Raw genomic sequence first — 25,454 nt, forward strand, 5'->3', positions numbered from 1 at the left:
AACACTAAAACGGCAACCTTTCGGTTGCCGTTTGCTTTTACAGTGCCGTCCAGGCATCAGCCCATGCCAGACCTGCGCCTGGCTCGTAGTATGCCGGGGCGTTGTTACACCAGCCGCTGTACGGGAACGGTTTGCACTGGAACAGTTTACCGTGGTTGTTCACGATATCACCTGCCTTGTACTTGCTGTTCGCGCTCCACGCGACGTAAGAGCCGGAAGTGCCTTCGTCCTGAGACGGTGCCGCTTTCGCCTTCACGTTCAGAAGGTAAGAGGTGGTGCTGCTCAGTTCGCCATCGCTAACGGTCAGACTCACTTCAATCTGCTGTGCAGTGGCGGATTCTGGCGCCCTGAAGGTCACAACCGCTTTGTCCTGACCGGTCACGGTCTGACCATCCTGTGAACGCCAGGTGTAGGTCAGCTTGTTACCGTCGGCGTCTGTGGAGCCTTCCGCGCTCAGAGAGACCTGCGCACCGGCTTCAACGGCGCCGACTGGACCCGCAATATGCGCGACCGGGGCGTGGTTCACCGCCACCGGCTCAGCCGGGGTTTCATCCGGCGTCGGCGCTGGCGCTGGCACTGGAGCCGGCGTTTCATCTTCTGCCGGCGCTGGCGTTACCGGGGTTTCGTCCGGGGTGGTGGCAGAGCCATCGTCGTTCACAATGTTGACGTTAAAGAACTTCTGCACGCACTTGCTGTAGTCACCCTCTTTAAAGGCGCTGAACGGCGTCTGGTAGCCCACCAGCTGGCAGGAGTAGGTCTGGCCAGTTGGAGTATCCGCGCTCCATCCCCAGTCCTGTTCCCAGTAAATCTTCAGGGCACCAGCACCGCCTTCATCAAACTGCTTCATGTTAGCGCAGCCCAGCACTTCGTTCGCCGGAACGGGCACTTTCAGGTAGTTCGCGAACTCTTTGTAGTACTTGATACGGTTTTGCGACTGGGCAATTTCAGTCGGGCCGCCGCACTCAACGCCGCCGTTGATGATCTGGGTGGTCACGCCGAAGCCAGGGACCAGACCGTTGGCTTTATCGTGAGCGTTCGGCTGCCAGGTGCCGTCGATAACCTGCAGCATGCTTGGTTTTGGCGGCTGCGGGTAGGCGAAGAAGAAGATCGCGCTCGCCAGGTTCAGCCAGGTGTCCGCCACCAGCCCAGGTTTTTCGAGCAGGGTACGCACGTCGCCGTACATCGCTTCAGAGAACGGACCGTAGTTGTAGTTGTAGGACAGCTGCTTCGCACCGCGACCGAAGTAGCTCAGGAAGTCGCCGTCTTTATCTTTCCCGCACGGCCAGGTCTGCCCCTGCCAGACGTCAGGGTTACATTCGCCGTTATAGCCGCCCTTCTGGCCTTCGCTCCAGCCCATTTCACGCACGTGAACCAGCGCCTGACGCCATTCGGCCTCCGGACGCCAGCTCTCGTGGCCGCCGGTTTCCTGGGCAAAGTGGGCAAACATGGTAGCCAGCTCTTTACGACAGATGGCGTCGCTGTCGCGACCGTCGTTATAGGTCTTACACAGCGCCGGGAATTTACCTACCGCCTTCAGGAAGTTGCTGTAGGTGTACGCCTGCGCGCGCAGTGGGAAGAGATATTCCCAGTCGCTGGCCTTCACGATCCCTTCCACGCGCTTCACGTTTTCAGGGTTCGCCGCTCGGCCTGGCTCAATCATTTCTACCTGAGCATTGTCCAGCGTCTGGATGGTCTCTTTCACCGAGGCCATCAGCGGGAAGCTGGTCAGTTCTTTTTCCTTCTTCGCCAGATCGCTGGCTTTCATGGTGTACGGCTCACTGGGGGTCGCTTGCAGCGAGGCAGCCTGCGCCATAAACGGGGCGACGCATGCGCCGGCAACGAGTACACTCAGTAACGTCCTTTTGTTCATTTCTGTATTCCTGTTAATAGAAGTTAAATTATAAAATCCCGGCTTATGTATTAATCCGTTAATAAATAAACCACAGACAGCTGTTTTCACTTTTCGAAGAACACCCTCGGGAATTCTTCAAAAATAAAAAACCTTAATAACGTGCCGCTAATTTCAATTGCTGATATTTCGCCCAGACTTTATGGGCATATTTCATGCGTTGCGGATAATTCTCTTTTTTTAACCCGGCGTTATACGCGCCTACCGCCTCCCAGTTATAGCCATAGACCTTAATCATCCCGGACAGGATGGAAGCGCCGACCATGATGGAGGTACAGGGCTCGGTCATCAGCCGGTATTCATCGATCCCCCTGCTCTCAAGCTGCGCAAAATGGGAGCTGTTAATTTGCATTAGCCCGACATCACGCGTGCCGTCATGGTTTTGACCAACCGCGTAAGGGTTCATGCCGGATTCAACGTTGGCGATGGCATATAATAAGTACGGATCGACATGATAATAATGCGCCGCTTTATCCCAACAGTTTGCCAGCGCGCTTTGGCTTATTATCAATAACAACAACATTACCTTTTTCATGTTTACCTGCTGTAAGCGTCAGTGATTTCTCCTTAGCAACATCCTGTAAAATGAATTTTGAATCACTCACCACACCAAAAGGGTGGTGAGTGATTACTGGGCTATATTATTTGCAGCCTGTTGATGGGCCTTCTTTCACCCATACATCGCTCTTAGCCGGGTTATCACCGCGGGTCCACCATTTGGCACGGTAAACGTTGCCCTGATAGGTTGTGGTTTCGCCGCCGTTGTAGACCAGGTCAGAACGCCAGTTCATCTTCACATTGCTGACCAGCTCCCAGGCATCAACACCGAAGCCGGGCTGGTTGCCCTGGGTCCAGTACTTCGCTTTCCACACCAGATGGTCGAAGCTTACGGTATCGCCATTGTTGTAGATTTTGCTGGCATCCCACGCGGCATATTTGCTGGCGTTAGCATCGACAGGCGCGTCGCAGCTACCGGCTGCAGAGCCTTCATCAGATGGCGGAATCACCTCATCAGCCGGAGGGGTAACCTCGTCAGCAGGTGGGGTCACGTCATCAGCCGGCGGCGTAACCTCAGCCGGTTTCGGATTCACGGTAACCTGCACGTTAGACTGCACGCTGGTTTTACCATCACCGACAACGACGCTCAGCGTGTAAGTAGACGTTGAAGTCACCTCTGGCGCAGTGATGGTCACGTTCGCGCTATCGGTTCCGGTTGCGTGCATATCCGCCGGAATGCTCCAGGCGTAGGTCAGCGCGTCGCCGTCAGGATCCGCCGCCTGGGCATGCAGAGCATAGGTTTCACCCGCCTGCAGCGTTACCGCTTCCATCTGATTGACTACCGGCGCCTGGTTCGCTTTTGGCGCTTTGTTCACGACCTGCACATCAATTGCGTTGCTCAGGCCTTTCGCATCCGTTACCGTCAGGCGGAACGCCAGGGTCTGGTCGCTGGTCACGGCCGCAACGTTGAAGGTCGCTTTGGCTTTGGTGCTGTTGGTGAGGGTCACCGATGGACCAGAAATCTGGGTCCACTTGTAGGTGATAGCATCGCCATCCGGGTCGGTAGAGGCAGAGCCATCCAGCGTAACGGTTGCCGGGCCTGAGACGTTCTGATCGGAAGATGACGCGATTGGCGCATGGTTAGTCACCACCGGATCAACCGGGGTAGTGCTGCCCAGCAGGCTTTCGTTCATCGCGTTCAGGATATCGCCGTTGTCAGCATCAATAGACCAGGAGAACAGACCACCCAGTTTGTTGGCCAGGACGTATTTGCCTTTCGCGGCCGCGGAGTGGGCATCTTCATAGGAGATCAGATCGCCCGTTGATTTGTTGAAGACGTAAGGCGCTTCTGCAGTCGCGTCGTAGCCATACTCCCAACCCGGCTTGCCTTTGTACTCATTTACGATCTGGCGATAGTCGACAACACCCGGTTCCCAGGTGCCTTTCACCATGCCGGTTGCAGTACCGGTGAATGGATTATCGCCGGTGTAGCCGTGCACGCCGGTCCAGCCACGGCCATACATACCTGTACCCACGACGATCTTACCTGGCTGTACACCCTGCTGAAGCAGCGCATTCACGCCGTTTTCTGTGGTGTAGTTGGTATCTGGTTGCCATGACGGTGCGCGCAGTGCGGCCTGGTGGCCCAGGTCGGTGTTGCTCCAGCCGCCGTAGAAGTCATAGCTCATCAGGAAGATGTGATCGAGATACTGCTGAGCGGTGGTGTAATCCACATCCTCAACTTTATCTTTACCGGCGCCAATGGCGCTGGTCAGCTCGTAGGAACGGCCCGTTTCGCTTGACAGTTCATTGAGCATCGCACGGAGATCGTGCATCAGCGCAGTGTAGGTCGCTTTATCCTGCTGCGGATTACCGAGGTTTTCACTCACACCGCCGCCGCCTGGGAATTCCCAGTCGATATCCACACCGTCAAAGAACTTCCAGGTTTGCAGGAAATCTTTTACAGACGATACAAAGCGAGCGCGGATCGCAGGATCGCCCATGTGGAAGAACGGATCGGACAAGGTCCAGCCACCGATGGATGGCAGGACTTTCAGGCCGGGATGCGCTTTTTTCAGCGCCATCAGCTGGCCGAAGTTCCCTTTGTAGGGGTCATCCCATCCAGACACGCCAGCCTGCGGTTTTTGCAGGGCAGCCCACGGATCGTGGATAGCCACGGTATAGTCCGGGCGGCCTGCACAATCACGCTGCAATACGGCGAAGCTGTTACCACCTTCAACGGTTTTCAGACCATCGTTGATGCCATCGCCACCGCAGATTGGAATAAAGCCGTACAGGATGTGGTTCAGGTTAGCGGCAGGGATTTTATCAACCGGGAAGTTACGGCCGTATACGCCCCACTCAGGGAAATAGGCCCCGACGACCTTATCGGTATGCTCAGAGAAGGTTTTATTGTTCTCTTTCATGGTTGTATTCAGCGGCAGCAGATGGCTGCCGTCGGTGTCCGCCACAATAATCAGCTTGCTGGCACTTTTGGTACAGCCGCTGGCGTTACACAACTCAACCTGTTCCTGGTAACGGCCACCTTTTTTCACTTTAAACGTCGCGGAGCCGGAAGCGCTACCGGCCCCGGTCCAGACAGGGGTGCCATCAAGCAGAACTTTTGCAGACGTTGGCGCAGCGCCACTCCAGACATTCCACTCAACTTTCACATCCACGCCATCTTTATGCACTTTGACAAGGCTGTTGTAGTCCTGAGCCGCCTGGTCTACCTCTACCAGCGCAAATTTATCATTGCCGCTGCTGATAGTCGGTGTACCCGGTGCTGCTGCAAATGCGGAGCCGGATGCCGCCGCAATGAAGAGCGCCAGATATTTAGGCTTCATAAATTTCATTTTTATTTCCTGATAAATTTATTCGTGACGTTAATAATCCATGTCTTCCTTGAGAGCATGGAATCTATTTGCATAATGCGTATTTAACTGACCTTACAACCGTGACAAGAAAATATTTTTCTGCGTTGTATTCCCCCATAAAAAGATACAAGCCAAAATTCCGTATAGCTTATATCCCTTACGATACACTGGGCGCAAAGAGACGTCCTGCTCTTACACCGTCGAAAAAATTGACAAAAAAACTTGACCGAAATATTTAAAATATGAAAGCAAACTGCTGCCCAATAAACACCACTATTCCAGCAAATGAGAGATAGGGTCCGAAAGCAATAATGAGGTTATTTTTATTTAAGATATTCAGGATGAAATAACCGACAATACCGCTTAAGGCGGCGACTAATACCAGCATGGGTAATGCCTGCCAGCCGCACCAGGCCCCCAAAGCCGCCAGCAGCTTAAAATCGCCATAGCCCAGCCCTTCCCGCCCGGTACAAAGCCGAAATGCCCAGTAGAGCAGCCAAAGAGAGAGATAACCTGCCACGGCGCCAAAAAGCGCATCGCGTAGCGGCATCGTATGGTCAAACGTATGGAGCAACAGGCCAGCCCACAGCAGAGGCTGCGTCAGGCAATCCGGCAGCAGCTGATGCCGCCAGTCGATCAAGGCCAGAGGCAACAAGAACGCCGCCAGTACCCACAGGGAGAACAAGACCTGTACGTTTGGCATACACCAGGCGGTGACGCCAAAAAACAGCGCGGAAAAAAGTTCGATCAAAAATATTCTCAATGGGATACCCACGCCGCAGCGGCTACAACGTCCACGCAGGAGAAGCCAACTGACCAGCGGAATATTCTCCCAGGCGGCCAGGGTGTGCTGACACGCCGGGCAGTGCGACGCCGGAAAGAGCAAATTACTGCCGTCCTCTTCCTCCATCACCATGCCCGGTACGCGCTCGGCGACGACGCCCAGAAAGCTCCCCACAATGCCGCCCAGAATCGCACTCATCAGCGGGAACCCCACCGGGTAAACCTCCCGCATCAGCGCGAAGGTGTTCATGCGGCCTTGCTCCAGGTGAGCTGGACTTCCGCTTTTACATCACTGAGGCGATCGACCGGCGTGAGGTTCATTTTTTGCAGCCTGACGCCGGAGGTCTGGTTAATTTCCCGCAGCCAGCTCTTTAATTCATAGACGTTTACGCGATTCACGACGAACGATAAGGTTTGTCCATCCTGACGCACATCCGTCAGGGGAAGATTAATTTCCTGTGCGCTACTCTCCACCACCGTACGCGGATTATCTGTTTTGACAATCTGGACCTGGAGATGGTTTTTATCTATTTCACTGCGCATCCAGTTCAACGTCTCTTTTTGTCTGCTCAGCGTGGCTTTACTGTTCAGAATCATATTATCCAGCGGGATCATGCCTGCGTAATAAACGGCCGTCCCCGCAAGGGCAACGGCACATATTTTTATAATGACTTTTTCCCTGGCGCTGTAATTCTGATAACGAGACTTAAGCTGCGCGATTCGCTCTTTCATTTATATTTCCCTGCGATCATGGCGGTATAAGGTGCAGCGGTGGAAACAGGCTGCAGGGTAAAATCAAAATTTTCCCCCGCCTGATCCACAAACGTCTGCAACGCGGTTTGGTTTTGCGCACTGACGCTCAGCGTCAGCGTGTTCTGTTGGGCGTCGTATTCCAGCAGATCGATTTCCATCGCCGGCACGGCCTGCCTGGCTTTCTCCAGCGCTTCAAGCTGCAAAAATACCCCTTTGGTCTGCTTTTTCATGTTTTGATCAAAGTGGTATTTGATGTTGGTCTTCTGGCGCATACTCGGAAAATGGTGCTGAAAAACCTGAACGATCTCCTGCTGTATAGCATTCTCCTGCTGCACCAGCATCCAGGCCATGGCGACGCGCGGGCCGAGCAACAGGCCGAGAGACAGCAGACCCGCTGCGGCCATTGCCGCTTTGATGCCTTTCGGGGCTTTACCCGAGCCCGCTTTCGCGCTGAATTCACCGTGCATAATATTCACGCGGCAGGTTTGCCACTGCGGCTGGATCAGTACCAGCGGATGCTGCCAGGGCTGCAGGAGGTCAACGTCAACCCCTTCAGGCTGCGCGCCGTAGCAGCACACCTCGCCCTCGCCCGCTTTTTGCATCAGCAGCGGCAGCAGGCTGGCCTCCATCTCCCCGGCGGTGTGGGGGGATAAACGCAGCCAGTAGCTTTCATCCTGCTTAACCAGCGTGCTTCCTCCCTCTGCTACCGGCAGCAGCCAGGCATCCGGCAACGCCTGGATCACCTTCATTCCGGCGGCCTGAAAACGGGTTAACCATCCGCGCAGCTGGTCGGCATCAATCGCCACCGCATCGACCTCGGTGCCCTTTTTGTTGAGCACCGTCCAGTGAAGATTATCCACGTCACCAATCAGCGTCTCTTCCGCCATCCACGAGAATGCAGCCGCCTGCGAGGCAACTTTTTTCGGCAGCGTAAAGTGGCGGAAGATCATGTTGCTGGCAGGCAGCAGCAGGCAAACGCGTGCCGCCAGGGGATGGTTTATCAGCGAGTCAAGGCTATCCAGCGTCTCAACCTGCTCGCTGCCGGAGACACACCACATTATTTTCCCGCCCTCGCGGCTGTCGGGACGCACAAAAAGGACCTGTTTCATAGCGTTCTACTTTTCTTATTCAATCATTCGGTAACGGCGCTGCCACGTCACGATCTCACCGGCTTCGTTATTGACCTGAAGCTGGCTCACCACGCGAAGCGTTAATTCATCGGTATTGCCGGTATAATTGACGCGGAAATACCGGCTGTTAATGGAGAGATAGTCGGCCACCTGTGGAAGGTCGTCTTTCAACTGCGGGAAGGCCTGCTCCAGCGCTTTGCTGAAGGTTTCCATACTTTCCCAGCCGGTTTCAGGACGCGATTCAATCAGGCGAACGGCATCATCTTCATTGAGTTTTCCCGGGAACAGCGCGGCCAGCAAGGCGGCCTGCTCCGGTTTCAGGGTATTCACATCCACCTTGCTGGCGGCGTCCGGCAGCGCGCACAGCAGCTTGCTCACCTTCGGGTAAGCGGCAGCCGGAAATGCGGGCAGCAGCGTGATCTCCGCAATGGTGCGCATCATCTGGTTCGCCGGTTGGCGAGCGGGCACCACGCCAGCCCAGGCATCGGTCTCAGCGCCCTCTTTGGCCGTCGTCGTGTCGCCATCGAGATAGTCCACCAGCTGCAGATACACCTCTTCCGCATTGGTCTGGCTCAGGCCGCTCTGCGTCAGAAGCTGTTCAACAATCTGCTCTCTGCGGGGCTTTTCCGGCACCGCCGGGGGGTTTTTCCCCTGGGCAACTTTCTCGACCGCCAGCAGGTTGTTGACATTAAAGCAGTCCTGCGCGTCTTCCACCTGGCCGACCACCGTGTAGTCTTCGCCCCGGGTTTCCAGCGGCTGATGCCAGTCGCCGTCGGGGGAGAGCGCTTTGCTTTCCCCGCTGGCGTCGGCCTGCAGCCGGTCTTTCACCACCTTTTCCTGGGCCTGCATCGCCCAGCGCAGCTGCTGCTGGCTTACCTGGTAATGCGTTTTTTGCAGGTTGCGGCAGAACTGCTGGCTGATTTTGGCAGCCAGCGCCGACATCATCACCAGCAGGATCAGCACCACCAGCAGGGCTACGCCTTTCTGTTTCTGTAATCGGCTCATGGCTTCACTTCCTGTGCCGGCTGCGGGGCAGGTGCAGCGGCCTCAGGCAGATCTCCCGGGGTCGTAAATACCCAGCGCCAGGTATCACCGTTTTCCATGGTCAACGTCAGCTCCACGCCGTCCGGCAGATGCGCCGGGTCGCTCCATCTTTTCTGCCAGCCCTGACGGTAAAAACGCCACTGCAGGGATTTCACGTCGCTGACAATCGGCACCTCGTCGGGTTTCGCGTCCGCCGGGCCGTCAATCACCGGCCAGACGTCGCGATACAGATGCCCTTGTTCCAGCCGCCAGCGCACGCGCTCCAGCTGGACCGTGCCGCTCACGCCGTTCAGCGTGGTCAGCTCAAGCGCATCGTCCGCCTGACGGAACAGATCCGGCTCGTTGCGCGGCGCGCGCGCCTGCAGCTGGTAGAAATCACGCTCCATCAGGTTCCATGCGCGCTGCAGCTGATTGAGCTTCGCCGCGCTGGCATCGGTGGCCGAACTGGTGCGCATCGCCCCGTCCAGAATTTGCCAGGCCAGCGTGCCGATCACCGCAAAGATGGTCAGGGCAATCATGATCTCCAGCAGGGTAAAACCGCGCTGGCGTCGGGTTCTCTTCACTGGCTCTCTCCTGGCCCAACGATCTGCAGCGAAATAACCGGCTGGCTGTCGTCACCTTCGGCATACACGCGAATCGCGTTAGCCCAGCCGTTGTCGGAGGTTTTGACCCGCTGCTTGCGCCAGTTCCAGCCGCGCCCGCCCATGATTTCCGTTCCCTGCTCCTCAGCATCCGGGAAGTCGGTTTTCGCGAGCTGCGCTTCCGCCAGCTGGTTCTCGGCCACCCAACTGGCCTGCAGCGTGTCGGCCAGCCCGTGGGTAAAACGCACGTTCAGGGAGACCGAGTTCATCAGCGCCAGCGCGGCGGTGGAGAAGATGACCAGCGCGACCATCACCTCCAGCAGCGTCATCCCGTTCTGCTTAACCTTGCCTTTAGTCATCGTCCTCTACCGATACCGGGGCCGCGCCCTGCGACACCACGCGGAAATGGTGCTGTTTGTCGTAGCTTTGCAGCGTCAGCGTAAAGCGGCCAATCTCACCGTCCGGCAGAAAGAGGATCTGGGGATCGGCCTCGACGGTGGCCGCCAGACGCTGGGGCGACAGCGATACATGCATCTCCTGCGGAAAATCGCCTTTGGTGGTAATTCGTCCGGCAGATAAAGGCACCCAGTGACGCACGCCATTTTTATCGTCGAGCGTGACCAGCTGATATTTATCGGTGGTGATTACCAGCCCGACGATATTTCCGTCCATTACCGCGCGGTCTGAACCATAATCAACGAGGGCTTTTAATTGCTGGCCAAATATATCCGCACCGCTGCGTGAGGGTATTGTTGACACCACCATCATGGCGCAGCTGGCAAATATCACCAGCGCCAGAATAATTTCCAGCAACGTAAAGCCGTGTTGATTTTTCATTATTTCTCTTTCTTATCCAGCGACCAGTTCGTAATATCATCGGCGGTATTGGCTTCGCCGTCCGGACCGGCAGAGAAGACGTCAACTGCGCCGTGTTCGCCCGGGCTGACGAGCAGATAATCGTTTCCCCACGGGTCCTGCGGCAGGCGGCGAATATAGCCGTCAGCGCGGTAGCCGTTCGGGATGGGTGCGATTTCAGGCTTGGTCACCAGCGCCTGCAGGCCCTGCTCTGTTGTCGGGTAGCGGTGGTTATCGAGCTTATACATATCCAGCGAGCCTTCGAGCGCGACAATATCGCTGGTCGCTTTTTGCGTATCCGCTTTTTCTTTATTGCCCATTAAGTTTGGTACCACCATACTCGCTAAAACGCCGAGAATAACGATCACCACCATTAATTCGAGCAAGGTGAAGCCCGCCTGGCGAGCCAGGTTTTTACGTTTTATAGCCATGATTTAACCTACCATATTATTAAGTTGCAGAAGCGGCTGTAATATTGACAGCACGATAAATAAAACAATCGTCGCCATGGAGACCACCAGCGCCGGTTCAAATACCGACAGCGTTAACGTAATTCGATGCTGTAATGCCGACTCCTGGTTTTCCGCCGCGCGGTCCATTAAATTGCCGAGCTCCCCGCTCTCTTCGCCGGAGGCAATCATGTACAGCATGGTTGGCGGGAATAATTTCGCCTGTTCAAGCGCAGCATATAAAGATGCCCCCTGGCGCACGGTATCGGCGGCCTGCTCCAGCACCTGCCGGGCGTAGAGGTTTTCGATACCGTCCATCGCGATATACATCCCTTCGAGCAGCGGCACGCTGCTGGCCTGCAGAATGCTCAGGGTTCGGATATAGCGGGCGCTGTTGATGGCGCACATCAGCTTTTTAATCGGCGAGCCGTTCACCAGCCAGCTGTGCCAGCGAAAGCGGTTTTTGGCATTTCTGAGCCAGGTCTTAAAGCCGATAAACCCACCGGCCAGGATCCCGACAATATAGATGCCGTACGCCTGCAGGAAATCGCTCACTGCGATCAGCGTGCGGGTGGTGATCGGCAGCTGCTGCTTCATGTGGGTGAACTGCTCGATCACCTGCGGGACCACCGCCACCAGCAGAATGCCGATCACCGCGATGGCCACCACCGTCAGGGTAATCGGGTAGACCATCGCCTGCGTCAGCTTGCTTTTCATCTTCTGACGCTGCTCGTTGTACTCCGCCAGCTTCTCCAGCACGTCGCCCAGGTGACCGGTCTTTTCACCGGCCATCACCAGGGTGCAGTAGAGCTTGTCGAAGGTGCGCGGGAACTGGCTGAAGGCGTCAAACAGCGTGTGCCCTTCCACCACCTTTTCACGGATCTCCACCACCATCGCCGCCAGCTTTTTGTCTTCCGTCTGCTTCGAGATGGCCTTCAGCGCACTTTCCAGCGGCAGCGCGGCGTTGACCAGCGTGGAAAGCTGGCGGGTAAACATCGACAGCACCGGCGTGGAGAGCTTAGCCCCGGTCTTTGCTTTCCCGGACACCGCCGCTTCGCGGGTTTCGGTGATGCTGACAGGCATTAGCTTTTGTTCGCGAAGCCACTGGCGAACCTGTTTTTGCCCCTCGACCTGCAGCGTGCCGCGCCGGGTTTTGCCCGCCGCATCCGTTGCCGTCCAGGCGTAGAAGGCCATTACTCATCCCCTCCACGCTCGGCGGTGACGCGCATCACCTCTTCCAGAGAGGTGATGCCGCTAATCACCTTCAGCAGCCCGTTTTCGCGCAGGCTGTAGGCCTGCTTAAAGAGCTGCGTTTCGATGGACATTTCGTCCTTATCTTCATGGATGGCGCGGCGCATGGTGCTGTCCACCACCAGAAATTCATGAATACCGGCACGGCCCTGATAGCCGCTCTGGCGGCAGTGTTCACACCCCACCGCGCGGTAAATCGCTTTCGGCGGCGTCTCCATAAAGCTGAATAGCGCTTTTTCATTGGCGTCCAGCGGACTGGTGGTGCGGCAGTGCGTACACAGCCGACGCACCAGACGCTGGGCAATGACACCGAGCAACGATGAACCGATTAAAAACGACTCCAGCCCCATATCCCGCAGGCGGGTAATCGCCCCGGCGGCGCTGTTGGTGTGCAGCGTAGACATGACCAGGTGACCGGTAAGCGAGGCCTGTACCGCAATTTGCGCGGTTTCGCCGTCGCGAATTTCCCCGATCATCACCACGTCCGGGTCCTGACGCAGAATGGCGCGCAGCCCGCGGGCAAAGGTCATGTCCACGCGCGGGTTAACCTGCGTCTGCCCCACCCCTTCCAGCTCGTATTCAATCGGGTCTTCAACGGTCAGGATGTTGCGCTCATGGCCGTTCAGCGCCGAGAGAATGGCGTACAGGGTGGTACTTTTACCGGAACCTGTCGGCCCGGTGACCAGGATAATGCCGTGCGGGCGGTCAATCAGCCCTTTTAACTTCTCCAGCTCTTCATCAATCAGGCCCAGCTTGTTGATGTCGGGCTTCAGGTTGCTTTTATCGAGCAGGCGCATGACCACGCGCTCGCCGTACTGGGACGGAATGGTCGAGACGCGCACGTCGATGGCCTTGCGGCCGATGCGCAGAGAGATACGGCCATCCTGCGGCAGGCGCTTCTCGGCGATGTCCAGTTTCGACATGACCTTGATGCGCGACACCAGCAGCGGTGCCAGCTTGCGCGCCGGTTGCAGCACCGGGCGCAGCACGCCGTCAACGCGGAAGCGAATACTCAGCGTGCGCTCGAAGGTTTCGATATGAATATCCGACGCGCCGTCCTTCACCGCCTCGCCGAGAATGGCGTTGATCAGGCGGATCACCGGCGAGTTCTCGTCGTTATCAAGCAGGTCTTCGTTATCCGGGATCTCCTCGGTTAACGCCATCAGGTCGATATCCGCGTCCATATCATCCACCAGCTGCTGCGAAACGCCGCTGCTCTGCTGCCAGATCTTGGCCAGCAGCTCGTCAAAGGCTTCAGATGTCAGGGTCACCGGGACGAACGCGCGTCCCAGCACCCGGCGCACTTCCAGCAGTGCTAACGCCGGGGTGTTATCACGGATATAGACGTCGTTGTTGTAAAACAGAACGCCGTTATCTTTTGCGTAGCTGCTGCTACACAGGGTTTTAGTCAGTTCGTCCACGGTGCCCTCGCCGCCTTAGTGTTTAAACGGATTGCGCGGTGTGCTGGCGCTGGTTTTTACCGGCGCGGCGCTGGCGTCGACGGGAAACGCGGGCAGTACCGCGTTATCCGTTGGTTCGATAATGCCGAGCTTTTTCTCTTCCACGCGCTGCTGCTGGCGGGCGCGGATCTGGTCATATTTCTCTTTCGACGCCGCGCTGTAGTTGTCGTCGTCGCGCAGCACGGTGGTATGGATAAACACCATCAGATTGCGTTTCGACGTATCCTGCGAGGTATAGCGGAACAGCTGGCCGACCAGCGGGATATCGCCCAGCAGCGGCACTTTGGAGACCGACTGTTTGGTGACGTTCTCCATCAGGCCGCCGAGCACCACCGTCTGCCCGCTGTGCACCATCACTTCGTTGTTGATGGTACGGGTGTTGAAGGTTGGGCCAAGGCTGGCATCTTCCGTCGCGCTGTTGTCGACGCTGGAGACTTCCTGCTCAATCTTCAGGTGGATCATGTCGCCGTCGTTGATCTGCGGCACAATTTTCAGCTTGGTCCCGACCGTCTTGCGCTCAACGGAGTTAAAGACGTTGTCGCCGCTGGTGGTCTGGGAGCCGGAAAGCACCGGCACGTCCTGACCGACGTTGAACGACGCCTCTTTGTTATCCAGCGTGACCACGCTTGGGGTAGAGAGAATGTCGTTTTTGCCGTCGGTAGAGAGCGCGGTCATCAGCGCCCCGAAATCGCCGTTAAAGAAGCCGGTCGCAAGGCCGGTGAAGCTCGCCCCCTTCATGGTGCCGTTTTTAATCTGGCTGATTGGCAGGCCGGTGGAGCCGAACTGCACGCCGCCGTGCTTGCTGGTCCACTGCACGCCGAGATCCAGGCCGTTACCGTCCTGCACTTCAGCAATGATCGCTTCCACCAGCACCTGTGGACGACGGATGTCGAGCTTGTCGATCACCTTCTCAAGGGAGTTCATCACGTTAGGCTGGGCGGTGATCACCAGCGAGTTGGTGGCCTCGTCGGCGGTAATGTTCAGATCGCTGGACGCGGTGGCGGTTTTCGCCTTCGGCGTACTGGCCTTGTCCTTCAGCTGTTCACCTATCCCGGTCAGAACCGGCACCACCTTCGTGGCGCTGGCATATTTGAGGTAGAAGACGCGGGTATTCCCCTCGTTGTTCTGCTCGCGGTCCAGCTGATGGATCAGAGAGCGGGTACGCATGCGCGCATCTTCCGAGCCGCTGATCACCAGGCTGTTGGTTTCGTCATCCGCCACCACTTTTGTGGCCAGCTGCGGCGCGTTCTGCCCTTTCTGCTCTTCATTGTTGAGGTTGTTCAACATGTCGGAGAGCTCTTTGGCGGAGGCAAAGCGCAGCGGCACGATCTCGCGGCGCTGAATCCCGTCTTTGTCCACGCGCTGAACCAGATCCACCAGGCGGTTCACCACCGAGGCTTTACCGGTCAACAGCAGCACGTTGGACGGTTCAAAGTGCACCACGTTGCCGATGCCGGTGGCATCGTTGAGCTGGCGCAGCAGCGGGGCAAGTTCACGTACCGGCACATTTTCCATGCGCACGACGCGGGTGATGATCTCATCACCTTTACCCGGGTTTTTGCTGTCTGCCAGCGGCGCGCCGGCGGTACGGGCCACGCTGGAACGCACTACTTTAATCATGCCGTTGTCCATCGGGATCACCGACAGGCCGTACAAATCCAGCACGCTCAGGAAGAACTGGTAATACTCATCTTCCGTCAGCACGTTGTAGGTTCGCACCGACACCGAGCCCTGCACGGACGGATCGACGAGTATGGTTTTATTTAGATTGCGGCCTACCGTATCGATAAACTCGCGGATATCGGTATTTTTAAAGCTCGCGCTAAAGTTGGCTGCAAGCAGCGAACTTGAATATAACGACAATGCGGTCAGCGCCACGCACGCCCAGGGAAATTTCTTCATGTCTGTACACTTGTTAATTGTTTAGAACATTAACCCGAATATTTTCAAGGTGAGCGTGACGTCTGACGACGACCTCCGCCTCTTTCATTTTCGACCAGTTGGCAATAATACTTTTTGCCTTTGCTTCATCGGTCATATCGACAGAATTCACTTTTACCGCCACATCACCTTTTTCGAGCCCTGAATGGCTGTAGAAGGAAGAGGCATTCCTTGGATTAATGTTGTAGCCTTCCAGCTGGCCTTTTTCGATTAACGGCTTTAACACCAGATAATCATTCAGATGCACACTTTCCGCGCCTGCATCTTTCGTCGATTTGCTTACCGGGCCGCTGTCAACGCCGCCCTTAAAATAATCAGGTTTATTTAATGCCAGTACCTGCGTAGCACCTTCGTAATTAACCACCACATTGTCTTTGTTAATTTCCTGAATATAGGCATCGTTAAAACCGGTCAGCGGCTCGCCTTCACGGTAGCTCTTCTGACCACCCGGCGTTTTGATCACGGCGAAAGAAAGCCAGGCGTCATCGCTGCGCACAATACCTTCGATCTCCGCTGCCAGCGGGGCTTTCGCGGCGGCTGGCAGGTTGTCCTGACGCACGGCCGCCGTGAAAAGGGTGAATGTTTTTTTATCACGACGCGTTTTCAGCGGCTGCGCATCAGCGTTAGCCAACTTATTCGTAACTTTTTTATAATCTTTAAACGTCAGATACCCTTGCTGGCCGCAAAAAATTAACAGCACAAACATAATGCAAGGCGTTATCCACCGTGACAGAAATGAGAACCTCATTTTTCATCTGGCCTTTAGCAAAGCGAAAATAAGCAGCGTCGCGCTGCGCCAATATGTGAGCAAAGCGTAATTTCCCGCTGTAAAAACGACCACTCACTTTGCCGCTAACTTTCATACAGAAAAATATTGACCGCATAAAATCCAGATGTTAGGCCTCACCGGCAGGATATTTTTACCCTGTGCGCAAATTGACCACCCTATAGCGTTGCTTTACTTTCTCGTCCTGTTGCTATTCCTAATCAGAGACGGTAAGTCGTTATGTATCAGAGCCACTTTAATTTTAAAAACCCGCCCTTTCGGAAAATAACCGGGTTATCCGGGGATTTTCTGGTGCCTTATCATCAGGATGTGTTCAACCTGCTGAAAGAGAAAACCCAACAGGCGGGGATTATTGGGCTCTTTGCTGACGATGCCCCGCTGCTGGGCCAGTTCAGCGACGCCCTGAAATCCGCTAATCCTGACGTTTTTGCCATCAACGCGTTTCCAAAACTGAGTGCCAGTAGCCTGCTGTATAAACTCAACCCGGGAACGAAAGAGAGCAAAAACCGGCTTCAGGCGGTGGATACCATCCTGCACCAGTGGCAAGGGGAAAAAACCAGGACGAAAGTGCTGGTGATTAGCCACACCGAAGCCATGAAGGACACCTGTCAGGAGGTGCTGGCTATGCTACTGACGCGCGCCCAGGAGCTGGGGTTTTGCCTCTCCATCGTGCTGATGGGCGCAGCGGATCGGGAAGCCGTCCTGATGCAGCAGCCTGAGCTGCGTGAATATGCGCATACCCGTCACAGCCTGCGTCCTCTTACCTGCCGGGAATCTCTCCGCTACGTTGAGGCGCAGTGTGAAGAGCACGGATGCGAGAGCTCACCGTTAACCCCGGCGCGCGTGCGCAAGATGCATGCGCTGACCAGAGGGAATATCAGCAAGCTGAACGAGCTGGCCCACCTGTCGATGCTCGCCGCCTGGACCGAGCGTGCGGATCAGGTCAGCCCGCGTCATTTACGTCTGGCCTCCGGCGAGACGCTGCCTGCGAAAAAACACGGTAAGCGCCTGGCTACCGTCGGTTTATTCGCATCCGTGCTGTTTGCCGCCTGCGGCTGGTGTTTAACCTCCTCGATCGATGCAAAACTTCCGGTTCAGCTCCCGGTGCCTGCCAGCTGGAAACAGCAGACGCCACATGTTCAGGCCCCGGTGGTGCCGTTTATCGACAATGAAATGGTCAATCAGCCGGATGCCATGCATCAGCTCTATCTGATGTGGGGATATGACGCCTCAGCGGACGATGCCCTGTGTCAAAACGCCGCGAAGGTGAACCTGATGTGCAGGCAGGGTAACGCCTCACCGGACGCGCTGGCGCAGGAAGGGTATCCGTGGGTAAGTGAACTGAAAACCGGCAACCACCTCAATTATGCCGTGGTCGCCCGCGTCGGGGATAACTCACTCGACCTGCTGATGAACAACCGTACCTGGCAGGTAAGCCGCAGCTGGTTTAACCAGCATGCCACCGGCAACTTTACCCAATTGCACCGCCTGACGCCGGAAGGTAAAGACGTCATCAGCGCCGCCAGCGATGCGAAGGACATGGGTTGGCTTGACCAGCAGCTGAGCGTAGCCCTTAACCAGCCGGAAACCCATTCCCGGACCTGGACGGCGGAGATGATGAAACGCACCCGCGAGTTCCAGCAAAAAATGCATCTGCATGTGGATGGCATTCCAGGGGAAGATACATTGATGCAGTTAATGCGTGAAACCCATTCCACGCCGAGCGTGCTGATCCAGACCTCCCCGAAAATGCAGGAGAAGAAAGCCTGATGTCTACCATCTGTTTTGCGGCCCAGCGCAGCTACGCTACCGGGGAGGCGGTCTGGTTTTCGTATCGCCTCCCCAGCCTGAGAAAAATCGTCGGCAACGCCTTTTTAGGGATGTTGGGTCTGTGCGTCATGTTGACGGCGGGCGTGTACGCGCATACTTACTGGAATCTGCGTCATCCTGCGCCGGAACCGGTAACAAAAGCGAGCGTCGCGAAACCTGAAACGCAGCTTTCTGATATGCACTACGTGTATGTGAGCAAGCCGTTCCCGCATCCACATCCGAAACCCGCACCGGTGCAGGCAGACATCCCTGCCATGCAGGATCTGCCGATTAACAGCGACGATGCCGACTGGCAGCAAGCGCCCGACGGCGCGGAACCGCACGATACGTCGCGGGATACGTTACCCGGCACCGAAGCGCATGATGTCGCGCCCGCCAGTACAGGCAGTGAGGATGCTTCTGTAACCGAGTTGTTTAAGCAGGCGTTAAAAGAACAGGAGCAAGATTATTCGCAAGGCAAAATTCCCGCGCCACCGGTGGATGAAACGCAGGATAATTCGCAGACGAGAGTGCAACATAACGTGGGATCCCGATCTCCTTTGAGTGAAAAAGGAGATCGGCTGGAATAGTTAGTATTTTTCAGGCAATGTGTTCAGATTAAGGAGTCGACCTTTTTCCACCACAATATATTGACCTTTTTTGAGGTCGGAGAGGATTTTAATGATGGTACTGCGCGCCAGATTGGTATACTCCTGAATGTAATCATAAATATTAATATCACGCTGATGATGAACAATCAGCTCATTAATCTCGTATAAAAACTCGCGCACTACAGAATAAGCGCTGCGGGCAACCAGCACATCGTCGCGTTTGCTCAGCATACAGATGTACCAGGCCAGCACTTTGGTGAGTTCAGGCCATAAATTGTTATCGGTCATCAGCTGCGCGAAGACCTCTTTTTTGATTGAGCGCACCACAGCGTTAGCGCGAATGAGGCCGTACATATGGGTTGCGTTATAGTACATCGACGAGAGGCCAAAAATGCACTGGCCCGTTACCGTGAACATACACAGTTCGTCGGATTCGCGTCGGAATTCAACTTCACCGCTGACGATAATATGAATATATTGTGAATCGGACGTGGAGAGTTTCTGCCATTTCTTTAAGATCTTCTCTTCAAAACCTGATGTAGCAGAAATAATGGCTTCCATTTCATATTGCGGACGTAATTTTTTTGCATAGATGCTTAACATTGTTATACCCGATTTAAGATGTGAAATTTAAAAATGCAGGCATAGGGCAAAAAAGCCTTAAGCCCTGAATATGTTCCTGTGAAATTCTCAATGAGAGAAATAAAGAATAAATGCGATATATTTATTTGCTATATTAATTAGCAAGCTATGTGTCTATCTTAAATCCGGATAATTTTAAGTCAATTAACTAAAAATGAATTGAGTTTGTACTTAAGATTAATCTGAAGAAAATCAGAATGCGTTAAGGCATTCGGGGTAGTCCGAAGGATTACCCCTGCCCGTACTTCTCCAGAAGCGCTTCGGCAATGGCCATCGTTTCGACGTCCGCAATACCGTTCCACAGGTCAGGCCGGAAATGCATCTGGAACGCCGTGATGATGCGCTTTTGCTGCGCAGGGGTGCTGTCAACCGGCACCTCATAGCCATACCGCGCGAGGAGATCGAGTAATGCCCCGGTCGCCACCTGCTGATAGCGCGGACGCCCGTTAATATAGAACGCGACGCGCGCCGGATCGGGCCATGCGCCAATGCCCTGCTGAGCAAGCTGTCGCCACGGGAACAGCGGGCCGGGATCGTCTTTGCGCTGCGGCGCGATGTCCGAATGGGCCACCACGTTTTCAGGTTTGATGTTGTAGCGGGTAATAATATCTTTGGCGAGCGGCACCAGCGCCGCAATTTGCTCAGGCTCAAACGGGGTAAAGCGCTTAACGCCCGACGTTTTTTGCCAGCCGCGGTTCTCCAGCTCAATGCCGACAGACGTATCATTGATGCGGTTTGTGCCGCGCCAGAAGCTAATGCCCGCATGCCAGGCCAGTTCGCTCTCGGGCACCAGCTGCCAGATGCGCGGCTTACCGTCCGGTGCCGGGGGTTTAGCCGGGATCAAATAGTGAGAGCTGACGTTCTTATCCGTCAGCGTGGCCAGCGAGCTGTCAAAATCATCCGCGGTGTAGTGGATAACCAGCACCTTGATGCGCGGGTAAGCCGCCTGAGCCTGATGACGCGTATCCAGCTCGTAGGCACCTTTATCGATGATTCCCTTTTCCGCGGCACACCCTGCCAGCAGCAGCGCCAGCAGGATTGTGGCAAACGAACGCCTCATCGGAGGGTTTTCACCGCCGTACCGCTCACGCTCACCATCAGCATGCTGGCATCTTTCCCGACCGTTTCGTAGTCGATATCAATCCCGACGACCGCATCCGCGCCGAGGGCTTCCGCCTGCTCGCCAAGCTCTTTAAAGGCGATTTCGCGCGCTTTGCGCAGCTCTTTTTCGTACGCGCCAGAGCGGCCGCCCACGATGTCGCGGATACCGGCAAAAAAGTCACGGAAGATATTGGCGCCGAGAATCGCTTCGCCGGTGACCACGCCGCAGTACTCGGTTATTGTCTGCCCTTCCAGGGTTGGCGTTGTTGAAAACTGCATGGTTTCTCTCCTTCTTTAGCGTTCAATGCCTTAGGCACAGCATTATCGGTTCGTTACGCTATGATTGAAAGGATAGTTAATAAATAAGGAAATCAACATGCGCTATTCTGCTTTAACACTTTTCGTGCCCTGCGCGCTGGTGCTCAGCGCCTGTACCACCACGGTCACGCCAGCCTTTAAGGATATCGGTACCCGCAGCGGCCCCTGCATAGAGGGCGGCCCCGACACCGTGGCGCAGCAGTTCTATGATTATCGCATTCAGCACCGCAGCAACGACCTCACCGGGCTACGCCCGTATCTGAGCGATGGCCTGGCAAAACTGCTTAACGATGCCACCCGCGATCCACAGCATAACGCCCTGCTGAAATCCGATCCGTTCTCCAGCCGCACCACGCTACCGGACAGCGCCGAAGTGGCGAGCGCATCAACCATCCCGAATACGGACGCCCGTAATATTCCGCTGCGCGTGAAGCTGACGCAGGGAACCCAAACCTGGCAGGATGAAGTGCTGATGATCCGTGAAGGTCAATGCTGGGCAGTGGACGACGTACGCTACGTGGGCGGCAGCGTTCATGCCCCGGCAGGCACGCTTCGCCAGTCGATTGAGAATCGCTAAATCCGCCGATATTCCCTGGTAACCCCCGTAAAATGTGCGGCATTTCATGCGGAATGCCGACATTTATACTCGCCGACCTTGCCGTTCGCTATTTTGTGCTATGTTTAAGAGGAAACACGGGTTATATTTAACTTTTAACGCAGAAATATTGCATAACTATTCTGTCAACGGTACTATCTGCGGCCTCAATTGCTATAGATTGCCTGGATGAGTAAAGACTGCCCCGATGAGTATTAAACTAAACGGCATTAACTGCTTCTACGGCGCACACCAGGCGCTGTTTGACATCACGCTGAACTGCCCGGAAGGCGAAACGCTGGTTTTGCTTGGCCCAAGCGGTGCAGGCAAAAGCTCCCTTCTGCGTGTCCTTAATCTGCTTGAAATGCCCCGTTCAGGTACGCTGGCGATTGCCGGTAACCATTTTGATTTCGCGAAGACGCCGTCTGATAAAGCGATTCGTGAACTTCGTCAAAACGTCGGCATGGTCTTCCAACAATACAATCTCTGGCCGCACCTGACCGTCCTGCAAAACCTGATTGAAGCCCCGTGCCGCGTGCTGGGGTTAAGCAAGGATCAGGCGATCGCGCGCGCCGAAAAGCTGCTGGACCGCCTGCGTCTTAAGCCCTACAGCGACCGCTATCCGCTGCATCTTTCTGGTGGTCAGCAGCAGCGTGTGGCCATTGCCCGTGCGCTGATGATGGAACCCGCGGTGCTGCTGTTTGATGAACCCACCGCGGCGCTGGATCCGGAAATCACCGCCCAGATCGTGAGCATTATTCGCGAGCTGGCGGAAACCAACATTACGCAGGTCATCGTCACCCACGAAGTGGAAGTGGCGCGTAAAACCGCCAGCCGTGTGGTCTACATGGAAAACGGCTATATCGTTGAGCAAGGTGATGCGAGCTGCTTCGCGAACCCGCAAACCGATGCCTTCAAAAACTATTTATCTCATTGATTGTGTCAGGGGAAATATAATGAAAAAAGTATTACTTGCCGTGCTGCTTGCTGGCGTTACCCTTTCCGCTACCGCAGCCCAGACCATTCGTTTTGCCACGGAAGCCTCTTACCCTCCGTTTGAGTCCATCGACGCGAACAACAAAATTGTGGGCTTCGACGTGGACCTGGCTAACGCCCTGTGTAAAGAGATCGATGCGACCTGTACCTTCAGCAACCAGGCGTTTGACAGCCTGATCCCAAGCCTGAAGTTCCGCCGTATCGACGCCGTGATGGCCGGTATGGATATCACCCCGGAGCGTGAAAAGCAGGTGCTGTTCACCACCCCTTACTACGACAACTCCGCCCTGTTCATTGGTCAGAAAGGTAAATTCACCTCTGTCGATCAGCTGAAAGGCAAAAAAGTCGGCGTGCAGAACGGCACCACGCACCAGAAATTCATTACGGATAAGCATCCGGAAATCACCACCGTTCCGTATGACAGCTACCAGAACGCGAAGCTGGATCTGCAAAATGGCCGTATCGACGGCGTTTTCGGTGATACCGCGGTTGTGACCGAGTGGCTGAAAGCCAACGACAAGCTGGCGCCAGTGGGCGACAAAGTGACCGATAAGGATTACTTCGGTACCGGTCTGGGGATTGCCGTTCGTCAGGGCAACACTGAGCTGCAGCAGAAATTCAACGCTGCGCTGGAAAAAGTGAAGAAAGACGGCACTTACGAAACCATCTACAAAAAATGGTTCCAGAAGTAATTCCTGATGAATGAAATTTTTCCTTTAGCAAGTGCCGCCGGGATGACCGTCGGCCTTGCCGTTTGCGCACTGATTATCGGCCTCGTGCTGGCGATGTTCTTTGCGGTGTGGGAATCCGCGAAATGGTTCCCCGTCGCCTGGACAGGCTCCGCGCTGGTCACCGTGCTGCGTGGGCTACCGGAAATTCTGGTGGTCCTGTTTATCTATTTCGGCTCTTCGCAGCTGCTGCTCACGCTGTCTGACGGCTTCACCCTCAATCTCGGTTTTGCGCAGATCCCGGTGCAGATGCAGATTGATAACTTCGACGTTAGCCCGTTCCTGTGCGGCGTGATTGCCCTCTCCCTGCTCTACTCCGCGTACGCGTCGCAAACCCTGCGCGGTGCGCTGAAAGCCGTGCCGCAGGGACAATGGGAGTCGGGTCAGGCGTTAGGGTTGTCGAAATCCGCCATCTTTTTCCGTCTGGTGATGCCGCAGATGTGGCGTCATGCCCTGCCGGGGCTCGGCAACCAGTGGCTGGTGCTGCTGAAAGATACCGCGCTGGTGAGCCTGATCAGCGTTAACGATTTGATGCTGCAAACCAAAAGCATCGCCACCCGTACCCAGGAGCCGTTTACCTGGTACATTGTGGCTGCGGCGATCTACCTGGTGATCACGTTGCTCAGTCAGTACATCCTCAAGCGTATTGACCTGCGTGCGACGCGCTTTGAACGGAGACCAGGCTGATGCTTGAATACTTTCCCGAGTTGATGAAAGGGCTGCACACCAGCCTGACGCTGACCGTGGCGTCCATTATCGTGGCGCTGATCCTGGCCCTTATCTTCACCATCATCCTGACGCTGAAAACGCCGGTGCTGGTGTGGATTGTGCGCGGTTACATCACCCTCTTCACCGGTACGCCGCTGCTGGTGCAGATCTTCCTGATTTACTACGGCCCGGGCCAGTTCCCGTCGCTGCAGGACTATCCGGTTATCTGGCATCTGCTCTCTGAGCCGTGGCTGTGTGCCCTGATTGCCCTTTCGCTGAACAGCGCGGCCTATACCACCCAGCTGTTCTACGGGGCGATCCGCGCCATCCCGGAAGGCCAGTGGCAGTCCTGCGGGGCGCTGGGCATGAGCAAGAAAGACACGCTGGCGATCCTGCTGCCGTACGCCTTTAAGCGCGCCCTCTCCTCCTATTCCAACGAAGTGGTGCTGGTGTTCAAAAGTACCTCGCTGGCCTACACCATCACCCTGATGGAAGTAATGGGTCACGGACAGCTGCTGTATGGACGCACCTATGACGTAATGGTGTTCGGCGCGGCGGGTGTGGTGTATCTGGTGGTGAACGGTCTGCTGACGCTGATGATGCGCCTGATCGAGCGTAAAGCGTTGGCGTTTGAGCGCAGAAATTAACCACGCGAATGCATAAAACGGTATTTATAAAGCGGGTAACCTGATGGGTTATCCGCTTTTTTTTGCAACAAACACAATATTTAATCATTTTTATTGCATACAAATTCATTAACTGGCATTGTACATCCAGGCCGCAGACACGGCGCATCAATAAGACAGACGGGAGCATTACAATGAAAAAGTTAGTTCTGGCCGCATTACTCGCCACCTTCGCCGCTGGCGCATCCGCTGCGGATAAAATCAATTTCGGCGTCTCCGCCACCTATCCGCCGTTTGAGTCGCTGGATGCCAGCAACCAGATCGTCGGTTTCGATATCGATCTGGCGAAAGCGCTGTGCAAACAGATGCAGGCCGACTGCACCTTTACCAACCATGCCTTCGACAGCCTGATCCCGTCGCTGAAGTTCAAAAAATACGATGCGGTGATCTCCGGGATGGACATCACGCCTGAGCGCAGCAAGCAGGTCGCGTTCACCGACCCGTACTACGCCAACTCGGCGGTGGTGATTGCAAAGAAAGGCGCTTATACCTCTTTCGATCAGCTGACAGGCAAACGCATCGGGATGGAAAACGGCACCACGCACCAGAAATACCTGCAGGACAAACATCCGGAAGTGAAAACCGTGGCCTATGACAGCTACCAGAACGCGATTATCGACCTGAAAAATGGCCGTATCGACGGCGTCTTCGGCGATACCGCCGTGGTGAACGAATGGCTGAAAACCAATCCGCAGCTGGGCACCGCAACGGAAAAAGTGACCGATCCACAGTACTTCGGTACGGGCCTCGGCATCGCGGTACGTCCGGATAACAAAGCCCTGCTGGAAAAACTGAACGGCGCGCTGAAAGCGATTAAAGCGGACGGTACGTATCAGAAAATCAGCGAGCAGTGGTTCCCGCAGTAACCTTTTTTGCCGGGTGACCTGGCCTACGGGGGTGGTAGTCTGTAGGCCGGGTAAGGCGAAGCCGCCACCCGGCAATT

26 protein-coding genes are annotated in these 25,454 nt (G+C 55.6%); 8 read left to right on the forward strand and 18 right to left on the reverse strand.

Annotation, left to right across the window (positions count from 1 at the left end):
• Positions 1-37: 37 nt before the first annotated feature.
• The 15 genes from BM007_RS05665 to gspC all read right to left on the reverse strand — a co-directional run bounded on the left by BM007_RS05665 (position 38) and on the right by gspC (position 16,236).
• Positions 38-1,870, reverse strand: a complete 1,833-nt coding sequence (locus tag BM007_RS05665; protein WP_090417563.1) for a chitinase — start codon at positions 1,868-1,870, stop codon at positions 38-40.
• Between the two features lie 133 nt (positions 1,871-2,003).
• Complete coding sequence (gene iagB / locus BM007_RS05670; RefSeq protein ID WP_024907827.1) at positions 2,004-2,444, reverse strand: type III secretion system invasion protein IagB; 441 nt, start codon at positions 2,442-2,444, stop codon at positions 2,004-2,006.
• Positions 2,445-2,550: 106 nt separating this feature from the next.
• Positions 2,551-5,262, reverse strand: a complete 2,712-nt coding sequence (locus BM007_RS05675) for a glycosyl hydrolase family 18 protein (protein ID WP_090417565.1) — start codon at positions 5,260-5,262, stop codon at positions 2,551-2,553.
• Between the two features lie 256 nt (positions 5,263-5,518).
• Positions 5,519-6,316 (reverse strand): prepilin peptidase, encoded by a 798-nt coding sequence (locus BM007_RS05680; protein WP_090417567.1) that lies wholly within the window; start codon positions 6,314-6,316, stop codon positions 5,519-5,521.
• Positions 6,313-6,798 carry a type II secretion system protein GspM gene (gene gspM, locus BM007_RS05685; RefSeq protein ID WP_090417569.1) on the reverse strand — a complete coding sequence of 162 codons (486 nt, stop codon included), beginning with the start codon at positions 6,796-6,798 and terminating at the stop codon, positions 6,313-6,315. Before gspM ends, BM007_RS05680 begins: the two co-directional genes overlap by 4 nt.
• On the reverse strand, positions 6,795-7,928 hold the full coding sequence (gspL, locus tag BM007_RS05690; RefSeq protein ID WP_090417570.1) for a type II secretion system protein GspL: 1,134 nt from the start codon (positions 7,926-7,928) through the stop codon (positions 6,795-6,797). Before gspL ends, gspM begins: the two co-directional genes overlap by 4 nt.
• A gap of 15 nt (positions 7,929-7,943) precedes the next feature.
• Positions 7,944-8,954 (reverse strand): type II secretion system minor pseudopilin GspK, encoded by a 1,011-nt coding sequence (gene gspK, locus BM007_RS05695; RefSeq protein ID WP_024907832.1) that lies wholly within the window; start codon positions 8,952-8,954, stop codon positions 7,944-7,946.
• Positions 8,951-9,556, reverse strand: a complete 606-nt coding sequence (gene gspJ, locus BM007_RS05700; protein ID WP_061715663.1) for a type II secretion system minor pseudopilin GspJ — start codon at positions 9,554-9,556, stop codon at positions 8,951-8,953. The genes gspK and gspJ overlap by 4 nt, the downstream gene beginning before the upstream one ends.
• On the reverse strand, positions 9,553-9,933 hold the full coding sequence (gene gspI / locus BM007_RS05705; RefSeq protein ID WP_048990951.1) for a type II secretion system minor pseudopilin GspI: 381 nt from the start codon (positions 9,931-9,933) through the stop codon (positions 9,553-9,555). Before gspI ends, gspJ begins: the two co-directional genes overlap by 4 nt.
• The gene (gene gspH, locus BM007_RS05710) at positions 9,926-10,411 is read right to left on the reverse strand and encodes a type II secretion system minor pseudopilin GspH (protein ID WP_048990949.1); all 486 of its coding nucleotides are present in this window, start codon (positions 10,409-10,411) and stop codon (positions 9,926-9,928) included. Before gspH ends, gspI begins: the two co-directional genes overlap by 8 nt.
• Positions 10,411-10,860: a type II secretion system major pseudopilin GspG gene (gene gspG / locus BM007_RS05715; RefSeq protein ID WP_024907836.1), complete on the reverse strand. Its 450-nt coding sequence runs from the start codon at positions 10,858-10,860 to the stop codon at positions 10,411-10,413. Before gspG ends, gspH begins: the two co-directional genes overlap by 1 nt.
• 3 nt (positions 10,861-10,863) lie before the next feature.
• A complete protein-coding gene (gene gspF / locus BM007_RS05720) occupies positions 10,864-12,072 on the reverse strand; it encodes a type II secretion system inner membrane protein GspF (RefSeq protein WP_090417572.1) in 1,209 nt (402 codons plus the stop codon).
• Entirely contained in the window at positions 12,072-13,550 is a 1,479-nt protein-coding gene (gspE, locus tag BM007_RS05725; RefSeq protein WP_090417574.1) for a type II secretion system ATPase GspE, read from the reverse strand. The genes gspF and gspE overlap by 1 nt, the downstream gene beginning before the upstream one ends.
• A gap of 15 nt (positions 13,551-13,565) precedes the next feature.
• Positions 13,566-15,491 carry a type II secretion system secretin GspD gene (gspD, locus tag BM007_RS05730; RefSeq protein WP_024907839.1) on the reverse strand — a complete coding sequence of 642 codons (1,926 nt, stop codon included), beginning with the start codon at positions 15,489-15,491 and terminating at the stop codon, positions 13,566-13,568.
• 13 nt (positions 15,492-15,504) lie between these two features.
• Positions 15,505-16,236: a type II secretion system protein GspC gene (gene gspC, locus BM007_RS05735; RefSeq protein WP_090417576.1), complete on the reverse strand. Its 732-nt coding sequence runs from the start codon at positions 16,234-16,236 to the stop codon at positions 15,505-15,507.
• A 300-nt stretch (positions 16,237-16,536) separates the two neighbouring features.
• Here gspC and BM007_RS05740 point away from each other — a divergent pair, with 300 nt between their 5' ends.
• On the forward strand, positions 16,537-18,087 hold the full coding sequence (locus BM007_RS05740; protein WP_090417578.1) for an ExeA family protein: 1,551 nt from the start codon (positions 16,537-16,539) through the stop codon (positions 18,085-18,087).
• Positions 18,087-18,716, forward strand: coding sequence for a hypothetical protein (locus BM007_RS05745; RefSeq protein WP_090417580.1), 630 nt, complete (start codon positions 18,087-18,089; stop codon positions 18,714-18,716). Before BM007_RS05740 ends, BM007_RS05745 begins: the two co-directional genes overlap by 1 nt.
• On the opposite strand, the gene BM007_RS05750 is transcribed toward BM007_RS05745, so the two are convergent.
• The 3 genes from BM007_RS05750 to BM007_RS05760 form a co-directional block, all read right to left on the reverse strand.
• On the reverse strand, positions 18,717-19,340 hold the full coding sequence (locus BM007_RS05750; protein WP_061715669.1) for a helix-turn-helix domain-containing protein: 624 nt from the start codon (positions 19,338-19,340) through the stop codon (positions 18,717-18,719). It abuts the gene before it with no gap.
• A 268-nt stretch (positions 19,341-19,608) separates the two neighbouring features.
• Complete coding sequence (locus BM007_RS05755) at positions 19,609-20,439, reverse strand: N-acetylmuramoyl-L-alanine amidase (protein WP_090417582.1); 831 nt, start codon at positions 20,437-20,439, stop codon at positions 19,609-19,611.
• Positions 20,436-20,759, reverse strand: coding sequence for a heavy metal-binding domain-containing protein (locus BM007_RS05760; RefSeq protein WP_023310944.1), 324 nt, complete (start codon positions 20,757-20,759; stop codon positions 20,436-20,438). Before BM007_RS05760 ends, BM007_RS05755 begins: the two co-directional genes overlap by 4 nt.
• A gap of 97 nt (positions 20,760-20,856) precedes the next feature.
• On the opposite strand from BM007_RS05760, the gene BM007_RS05765 reads away from it, so the two are divergent.
• From BM007_RS05765 to artJ, 6 genes are all read left to right on the forward strand, one after another.
• On the forward strand, positions 20,857-21,375 hold the full coding sequence (locus BM007_RS05765) for a lipoprotein (protein ID WP_045908429.1): 519 nt from the start codon (positions 20,857-20,859) through the stop codon (positions 21,373-21,375).
• A gap of 226 nt (positions 21,376-21,601) precedes the next feature.
• Complete coding sequence (artP, locus tag BM007_RS05770; protein ID WP_023310942.1) at positions 21,602-22,330, forward strand: arginine ABC transporter ATP-binding protein ArtP; 729 nt, start codon at positions 21,602-21,604, stop codon at positions 22,328-22,330.
• A 19-nt stretch (positions 22,331-22,349) separates the two neighbouring features.
• On the forward strand, positions 22,350-23,081 hold the full coding sequence (gene artI / locus BM007_RS05775) for an arginine ABC transporter substrate-binding protein ArtI (RefSeq protein WP_048990934.1): 732 nt from the start codon (positions 22,350-22,352) through the stop codon (positions 23,079-23,081).
• A 6-nt stretch (positions 23,082-23,087) separates the two neighbouring features.
• Positions 23,088-23,804 carry an arginine ABC transporter permease ArtQ gene (artQ, locus tag BM007_RS05780; protein ID WP_024907846.1) on the forward strand — a complete coding sequence of 239 codons (717 nt, stop codon included), beginning with the start codon at positions 23,088-23,090 and terminating at the stop codon, positions 23,802-23,804.
• The gene (gene artM, locus BM007_RS05785) at positions 23,804-24,472 is read left to right on the forward strand and encodes an arginine ABC transporter permease ArtM (protein ID WP_024907847.1); all 669 of its coding nucleotides are present in this window, start codon (positions 23,804-23,806) and stop codon (positions 24,470-24,472) included. Before artQ ends, artM begins: the two co-directional genes overlap by 1 nt.
• 173 nt (positions 24,473-24,645) lie before the next feature.
• The gene (gene artJ, locus BM007_RS05790) at positions 24,646-25,377 is read left to right on the forward strand and encodes an arginine ABC transporter substrate-binding protein ArtJ (protein ID WP_061715671.1); all 732 of its coding nucleotides are present in this window, start codon (positions 24,646-24,648) and stop codon (positions 25,375-25,377) included.
• Positions 25,378-25,454: the final 77 nt, after the last annotated feature.

Source organism: Enterobacter sp. NFIX59, assembly GCF_900113755.1.
In the GTDB taxonomy this organism is placed as follows: Bacteria; Pseudomonadota; Gammaproteobacteria; order Enterobacterales; family Enterobacteriaceae; genus Enterobacter; species Enterobacter pseudoroggenkampii.

Bases quoted from the DNA above. Each gene is read 5' to 3' on its own strand.
- gspF (WP_090417572.1), bottom strand. From the start codon at position 12,072: ATGGCCTTCTACGCCTGGACGGCAACGGATGCGGCGGGCAAAACCCGG.
- BM007_RS05680 (WP_090417567.1), bottom strand. From the start codon at position 6,316: ATGAACACCTTCGCGCTGATGCGGGAGGTTTACCCGGTGGGGTTCCCG.
- artJ (WP_061715671.1), top strand. From the start codon at position 24,646: ATGAAAAAGTTAGTTCTGGCCGCATTACTCGCCACCTTCGCCGCTGGC.
- BM007_RS05750 (WP_061715669.1), bottom strand. From the start codon at position 19,340: ATGTTAAGCATCTATGCAAAAAAATTACGTCCGCAATATGAAATGGAA.
- BM007_RS05740 (WP_090417578.1), top strand. From the start codon at position 16,537: ATGTATCAGAGCCACTTTAATTTTAAAAACCCGCCCTTTCGGAAAATA.
- gspH (WP_048990949.1), bottom strand. From the start codon at position 10,411: ATGAAAAATCAACACGGCTTTACGTTGCTGGAAATTATTCTGGCGCTG.
- gspI (WP_048990951.1), bottom strand. From the start codon at position 9,933: ATGACTAAAGGCAAGGTTAAGCAGAACGGGATGACGCTGCTGGAGGTG.
- artQ (WP_024907846.1), top strand. From the start codon at position 23,088: ATGAATGAAATTTTTCCTTTAGCAAGTGCCGCCGGGATGACCGTCGGC.
- artM (WP_024907847.1), top strand. From the start codon at position 23,804: ATGCTTGAATACTTTCCCGAGTTGATGAAAGGGCTGCACACCAGCCTG.
- BM007_RS05665 (WP_090417563.1), bottom strand. From the start codon at position 1,870: ATGAACAAAAGGACGTTACTGAGTGTACTCGTTGCCGGCGCATGCGTC.
- BM007_RS05760 (WP_023310944.1), bottom strand. From the start codon at position 20,759: ATGCAGTTTTCAACAACGCCAACCCTGGAAGGGCAGACAATAACCGAG.
- iagB (WP_024907827.1), bottom strand. From the start codon at position 2,444: ATGAAAAAGGTAATGTTGTTGTTATTGATAATAAGCCAAAGCGCGCTG.
- artI (WP_048990934.1), top strand. From the start codon at position 22,350: ATGAAAAAAGTATTACTTGCCGTGCTGCTTGCTGGCGTTACCCTTTCC.
- BM007_RS05675 (WP_090417565.1), bottom strand. From the start codon at position 5,262: ATGAAATTTATGAAGCCTAAATATCTGGCGCTCTTCATTGCGGCGGCA.
- gspL (WP_090417570.1), bottom strand. From the start codon at position 7,928: ATGAAACAGGTCCTTTTTGTGCGTCCCGACAGCCGCGAGGGCGGGAAA.
- artP (WP_023310942.1), top strand. From the start codon at position 21,602: ATGAGTATTAAACTAAACGGCATTAACTGCTTCTACGGCGCACACCAG.
- BM007_RS05745 (WP_090417580.1), top strand. From the start codon at position 18,087: ATGTCTACCATCTGTTTTGCGGCCCAGCGCAGCTACGCTACCGGGGAG.
- gspD (WP_024907839.1), bottom strand. From the start codon at position 15,491: ATGAAGAAATTTCCCTGGGCGTGCGTGGCGCTGACCGCATTGTCGTTA.
- gspG (WP_024907836.1), bottom strand. From the start codon at position 10,860: ATGGCTATAAAACGTAAAAACCTGGCTCGCCAGGCGGGCTTCACCTTG.
- BM007_RS05755 (WP_090417582.1), bottom strand. From the start codon at position 20,439: ATGAGGCGTTCGTTTGCCACAATCCTGCTGGCGCTGCTGCTGGCAGGG.
- gspK (WP_024907832.1), bottom strand. From the start codon at position 8,954: ATGAGCCGATTACAGAAACAGAAAGGCGTAGCCCTGCTGGTGGTGCTG.
- gspM (WP_090417569.1), bottom strand. From the start codon at position 6,798: ATGAAAGAGCGAATCGCGCAGCTTAAGTCTCGTTATCAGAATTACAGC.
- gspC (WP_090417576.1), bottom strand. From the start codon at position 16,236: ATGTTTGTGCTGTTAATTTTTTGCGGCCAGCAAGGGTATCTGACGTTT.
- BM007_RS05765 (WP_045908429.1), top strand. From the start codon at position 20,857: ATGCGCTATTCTGCTTTAACACTTTTCGTGCCCTGCGCGCTGGTGCTC.